This window comes from Rothia sp. HMSC061D12 (assembly GCF_001836735.1).
Taxonomy (GTDB): domain Bacteria; phylum Actinomycetota; class Actinomycetes; order Actinomycetales; family Micrococcaceae; genus Rothia.
In genome coordinates this window covers 68,660-74,964 of record NZ_KV830307.1, presented here as the reverse complement: position 1 = coordinate 74,964, position 6,305 = coordinate 68,660, and the positions used below count along the sequence as shown (strand labels likewise).

Here is a 6,305-nt window from a genome sequence, read left to right as displayed (position 1 = left end):
GCTGACACCCTGAGGGCGCATCCGGAAAACACGGCGCGCCACCTCGGGTGGCCTAGCGTGCGTGTGGAGGGGCGGTGTCGTCCGAAAGTGACATCAGGGTGCCCGAAGCGAAGCGAGGGCGGGTGCCCGTGTAGGAACGAGGACGAACACCGCCCCTTTTATCGTCCCCATCCAGCCCCTCCAGAAAGCGGGGGAGGGCGCCTTCACAGGCTAAGCGAGTATCCTAGAAGCTTCGTATCCCCGAACCGAAACGAGAAAAAGCGTGGAAATCCTGCTGTACGCTGTGGGCATTATCCTCATGGCAATCGCTATTGCCGTCTCGATTGCCCTGCACGAGGTGGGGCATCTGGTGCCCGCGAAGCTGTTCAATGTGCGCGTCCCGCAGTACATGATTGGCTTCGGTAAGACCGTGTTCTCTTTCCGCCGCGGCGAGACTGAGTACGGTTTCAAGGCGATCCCGTTGGGCGGCTACATTTCGATGATTGGCATGTACCCGCCGAGCCCTGCTGAGGTGAAGGAACACCATGAGGAGGGTCATTCGGGGAGTACGAGCCCGTTCGCATCCCTGGCTGAGGAGGCTCGTGCGGCGGATGCTGAGCGCCTGAAGCCCGGCGATGAGGACCGCCTGTTCTATAAGTTGCCGGTGCTCAAGCGCATGGTGATTATGCTGGGTGGCCCGACGATGAACCTGCTGATTGGTGTGGTGTGTACTGCTGTGCTGATTTGTGGTTTTGGTACGGCGCAGGTGACGAATAAGGTGTCGGCGGTGTCTGAGTGCGTGCCGAGCGTGAATGTTACTCATGATTCGATTAGCTATGGCGAGTGTACGGATAAGTCCACTCCGTCGCCTGCGAAGGCTGCTGGTGTGCGGGTGGGTGACCGTGTGGTTGCTGTGAATGGTGCGTCGACGGGTTCGTGGGAGGCTGTGTCTTCGGCGATTCGTGCGGCGGGTTCTCACCCGAGCACTTTGACGGTGGAGCGTAATGGTCAGCGTCTGGATTTGTCGGTGACTCCGGTTGAGATGATCCGCCCGGTTTCTGATGGTAAGGGCCAGTATGCGCGTGCTACGGATGGTTCGATTGCGACGACTCGTGGCGGTTTTGTGGGTGTTTCGCCGTCGAGTGAGTTGGTGCCTGGTTCTATTACTGAGGTGCCTGCGATGGTGGGCGATACGCTCTCGCGTGTGGGTTCGTCGATGTTGTCGTTGCCGCAGCGTGTGTGGGAGTTGACGGTGACTTTGGTGACTGGTGGTGAGCGTAGTGTTGAGTCGCCGGTGTCTGTGGTTGGTGTGAGTCGTATTGCCGGTGAGGTGACGGCTACCGACCGCATCGACGTGAAGTCGAAGGCCGCGATGCTTGTCTCGTTGGTGGCGAATATGAACCTGATGCTTTTCGCGTTCAACCTGATTCCGCTGCTGCCCCTGGACGGCGGCCACGTGCTGGGCGCCCTCTGGGAGGGCGTACGCCGCTTCTTCGCGCGCCTGACCAGGCGTAAGGATCCGGGCCCGTTCGACCCGGTGAAGCTTCTGCCGCTGACCTACGTGGTGGCGGGCGCGTTCATCCTGATGTCGGTGGTGCTGATTATCGCCGATGTCGTCAAACCGATCACCCTTTTCTAAGGGGGATGTTTCGCTCTCTTCGCACTGCCTCAAAGATGTGATGTTACGCGCGGTAAGGGTACCCGTATTAGTGGTTTCTTTCGCGTCAGTGGCACAATAAAAAGCTGAAAGAAAGACGCATAACCGTCTTTCACAACTCATGTATGGAGGAAAACCTTGTCGGTCAGCCTTGGTATGCCGAAGCCCGCTCCCGCGGTTCTGTCGCCGCGCCGTAAAACCCGCCAGTTCAAGGTGGGCTCCGTGGGTGTTGGCTCTGAATCTCCGATTTCTGTGCAGTCGATGACGACCACGAAGACCCACGACATTGGCGCGACCCTGCAGCAGATTGCGGAGCTGACCGCTGCCGGCTGCGATATTGTGCGTGTGGCGTGCCCGACCGATAAGGACGCGGAGGCTCTGCCGATTATTGCGAAGCAGTCCCGCATTCCGGTGATTGCTGACATCCACTTCCAGCCGAAGTACGTGTATGCGGCTATTCAGGCTGGTTGCGGTGCTGTGCGTGTGAACCCGGGTAATATCCGTAAGTTCGACGACCAGGTGAAGGAAATCGCTCAGATGGCTTCGGACCACGGCGTTTCTCTGCGTATTGGTGTGAATGCTGGTTCGCTGGATAAGCGTCTGCTGGAGAAGTACGGTAAGGCTACTCCGGAGGCTCTGGTGGAGTCTGCTGTGTGGGAGGCTTCGCTCTTTGAGGAGCACGGTTTCCGTGATTTCAAGATTTCTGTGAAGCATAACGACCCTGTGGTGATGGTGGAGGCGTACCGTCAGCTGGCTGAGCGCGGTGACTGGCCCCTGCACCTGGGTGTGACTGAGGCTGGTCCGGCGTTCCAGGGCACTATTAAGAGCTCGGTGGCGTTCGGTACTCTGCTGTCTCAGGGTATTGGTGACACCATTCGCGTGTCGCTGTCTGCTCCTCCTGTTGAGGAGGTGAAGGTGGGTACCAAGATCCTGGAGTCGCTGAACCTTCGCCCCCGCAAGCTGGACATCGTCTCCTGCCCCTCCTGCGGTCGTGCGCAGGTGAACGTGTGGGAGCTCGCCGAGAACGTGACTAAGGGCCTGGAGCACATGAAGGTTCCGCTGCGTGTTGCCGTGATGGGCTGCGTGGTGAACGGTCCGGGTGAGGCTCGTGAGGCTGACCTGGGTGTGGCGTCCGGTAACGGTAAGGGCCAGATTTTCGTGAAGGGTGAGGTCATTAAGACTGTGCCCGAGGATCAGATCGTTGAGACTCTGATTGAAGAGGCGACCCGTATTGCTGCTGAGATGGAGGCTTCGGGCGAGTATGTTCCCGAGGGCTCCCCGGCTGTTTCGGTGAGCTAGTTAGCTTTGTGCGCGGAGGCGCCCTGGTGAGGGGCGCCTCCGCGCTTTTCCGGTTATGTCCGGTTATGGTGGTGGCAGGCTTTGTGCTTGCAGCCGCCGGTTGTGGCCGCATGATTCGGTCACTTTTCGGGGTGCGCCCCGTACTGTCACTCATCTGTCTATCGCTCAACTCCTATCACTCAACACAGCATGCTTAATCTTTTATCTTCTCTTCGCCCAAGTTCTTTCCGCGCTAAATCCAAGCGCGGCAGTCGGGCAGCTTCGTCGATGGATTCTTCCCCTATGCCTGATCGCGTGAAGGAACACGTATTTGCTCTGGACGCTCGGTGGTGCGATGAGCTGGAGGACGTCCTGTTCAGCGACCCGGTCCCGAATCTGTATCCCATTGAGCATTATTTGGCGTGCCCTCTTCCGGTGAGGGCGCCGCGTATTCCGCTACACTACTATCAGGGTTTCGTGGGTTGTGAGCGTGACGGTCAGCTGTGCTGTGTGCTGCTGTTGGGCTCGAATGTGGTGCCGGTGCGACTGTGCGGTGCCGCTATTGAACATGTCGCCGTTGAACATGCTGAACACGATGCGGATTCTCGTGACGATGAAGCGCTGGATGCCCCTACCCTTGACGCTACGGCGCTTGCGCATCGTGATGCCCTGGCTCAGCTGCTGTTGCAGGTGGGTTCTCGCCTGGATTCCATGTTCGGTGAGAGCGCCTTCGTGATGCCCCTGTGGACGCGCATGCAGGAGCTGTGCGAGCAGGGTGGTAAGGGGCCGGTTCCGCTGTTGCAGATGTTGCAGCCGAGCCTGCGGGATGGGTGCGATCACCGTGCGCGGGTTCTGTCGGAGCGCCCCGTACAGCCGCTGCTGTACCTGCCGCCGGAGAAGGACCTCGCCCGCTTCTATGACGCGGAGCTTCCTGAGCTGCCGGAGCACCTGCCCGCACCCCTCAAACCTGCCGAAGCCCCCACCGGAGCTTTTCAACTCAGCGGTGAGCCTGCCGGGTATGCACGCCTCGCCACCTCCGCGGACCTGGGGGAGCTTCTGCCCGCCGCCGCCGCCATGTTCACTGAGGAGGTCGGCTTCGACCCGATTGCCCGCTACGGTGACGGCTATGCGGCGCGCCTGCGCACGCTCATTGCCGGTCAGCGCAGCGCCATTGTCGCCGATGTGAACGGGCGGGTGATCTTCAAGGCGGATGCGGGCATCGTGAACCTGGACGCCGCGCAGGTGCAGGGCGTGTGGCTGCATCCGGACTACCGCGGCTACGGGCTGGCTAAGCCGTTCTTTGCCGCCGCCGCGCAGGTTCTGCAGCGCCGCTACCCGCATTTGAGCCTGTACGTGAACGACTACAACGCCCGTGCTCTTGCCATGTATCGGGGGACCGGTTGGGAGCAGATTGGGCAGTTCTCGACCATCATTTTTGAGCGCTAAACACGCCGAACCCTAAAACGCTATAAAATTAAAGACGACTGTGCCTATTTACGGCTCACCCGGTGAGCCTCGGGCACCCTACCTAAACCTATCGACCTTTCAAGGAGAATCGTGGTACTTCGCCTTTCCAACCTCTTCGTGCGCACTCTGCGCGAGGACCCCGTAGACGCTGAGGTCGCCAGCCACAAGCTGCTGGTCCGCGCCGGTTATATCCGCCGCGCAGCCCCCGGCGTGTACACCTGGCTGCCCCTGGGCCTGAAGGTACTGCGCAAGGTCGAGAGCATCATCCGCGAAGAGATGGACGCCATTGGTGCGCAGGAAGTTCACTTCCCCGCACTGCTGCCCCGCGAACCCTACGAGGCAACCAACCGCTGGGACGAGTACGGTGACAACCTCTTCCGCCTCAAGGACCGCAAGGGTGCAGACATGTTGCTGGCCCCCACTCACGAGGAAATGTTCACCCTGCTGGTTAAGGACCTGTACTCCTCCTACAAGGACCTGCCTGTTTACCTGTACCAGATTCAGACCAAGTACCGCGACGAGGCGCGCCCCCGCGCGGGTCTGCTGCGCGGCCGCGAGTTCGTCATGAAGGACTCCTACTCCTTCAACATTGACGATGAGGGCCTGAACGAGGCGTACATGGCTCACCGTGCCGCCTACCAGCGCATCTTTGAGCGCCTGGGCCTGGAGATTGTCATTGTGACCGCACAGTCCGGCGCGATGGGTGGCTCCCGCAGTGAAGAGTTCCTGCACCCGACCCCCATCGGTGAGGACACCTTCGTGCGTTCCGCAGGCGGATACGCGGCAAACGTTGAGGCCGTCACCACCGTGGTTCCCGAGGAAATCGAAATCACCGAGGACACCCCGGCGGCACTCGTTGTGGACACCCCCGACTCCGCCACCATTGAGACCCTGGTGGAGCGCATGAACGAACTGCACTCCGAGGTTATCGGCGGCACCCTGGATGCTTCGCAGACCCTCAAGTGCTTCCTGGGCACCGTCATCACCCCCTCCGGCGAGCGTAAGGTCTTCGCCGTGGGCGTTCCCGGCGACCGTGCCGTGGACCTGGGGCGCGTTGAGGTCAACATCGGTGCCCTGCTGGGCATCGGCGGCGAGGTTGAGGTTGAGGCAGCCAGCGAAGAGGACCTGAAGGCATACCCGCAGCTGGTCAAGGGCTACATTGGCCCCGGCCTGAGCCTGGACGCGCCCCTGTTCGGTGCGCACACCGAGGACGAGGATGCGGTAGCTTCCGCAACCGGTATTCCCTTCTTCGTTGACCCCCGCGTGGTGCGCGGTACCCGCTGGGTGACCGGCGCAAACGAAGAGGGCAAGCACGTGGCGAACCTGGTCTTCGGCCGCGACTTCACCGCCGACGGCGTCATTGAGGCGTGCGAGGTGCGTGAAGGCGACCCGGCACCGGACGGCTCCGGTGAGCTGGTGGCAGCCCGCGGTATCGAGATGGGCCACATCTTCGCCCTGGGCCGCAAGTACGCTGAGGCACTGGGTCTGAAGGTTCTGGACCAGAACGGCAAGCTGCAGACCGTGACCATGGGCTCCTACGGCGTGGGCGTGACCCGCGCACTGGCTGCTATCGCCGAGGGTAACCACGACGAGAAGGGCCTGATCTGGCCGCGCAACCTGGCACCGGCAGACGTGCACATCGTCGTTACCGGCAAGGACGCAGCATCCCACGAGTACGCTGAAAAGCTCAGCGCATCTCTGGAATCCGCCGGCCTGCAGGTCATGCTGGACGACCGCCCGAAGACCAGCCCCGGCGTGAAGTTCGGCGACGCCGAGCTGCTGGGCGTGCCCACCATCCTGGTGATTGGTCGCGGCTTCAAGGACGGCGTGCTCGAGCTGAAGGACCGCCATAGCGGTGAGGCTCGCGAGGTGTCCGTTGAGAACGCGGTGGCTGAGGTCATCGCAGAGGTCAAGGGAGCGTAAT

At 61.3% G+C, this 6,305-nt stretch carries 4 protein-coding genes; all 4 read left to right on the top strand.

Annotation, left to right across the window (positions count from 1 at the left end; translation table 11 throughout):
• Positions 1–262: 262 nt before the first annotated feature.
• Complete coding sequence (locus HMPREF2682_RS07005; RefSeq protein WP_070832720.1) at positions 263–1,618, top strand: M50 family metallopeptidase; 1,356 nt, start codon at positions 263–265, stop codon at positions 1,616–1,618.
• 174 nt (positions 1,619–1,792) lie between these two features.
• On the top strand, positions 1,793–2,935 hold the full coding sequence (ispG, locus tag HMPREF2682_RS07000) for a flavodoxin-dependent (E)-4-hydroxy-3-methylbut-2-enyl-diphosphate synthase (protein ID WP_044142245.1): 1,143 nt from the start codon (positions 1,793–1,795) through the stop codon (positions 2,933–2,935).
• A gap of 282 nt (positions 2,936–3,217) precedes the next feature.
• Complete coding sequence (locus tag HMPREF2682_RS06995) at positions 3,218–4,360, top strand: GNAT family N-acetyltransferase (RefSeq protein ID WP_070832717.1); 1,143 nt, start codon at positions 3,218–3,220, stop codon at positions 4,358–4,360.
• A 111-nt stretch (positions 4,361–4,471) separates the two neighbouring features.
• Positions 4,472–6,304 (top strand): proline--tRNA ligase, encoded by a 1,833-nt coding sequence (locus HMPREF2682_RS06990; RefSeq protein WP_070832714.1) that lies wholly within the window; start codon positions 4,472–4,474, stop codon positions 6,302–6,304.
• The last annotated feature ends 1 nt before the right edge of the window (position 6,305 follow it).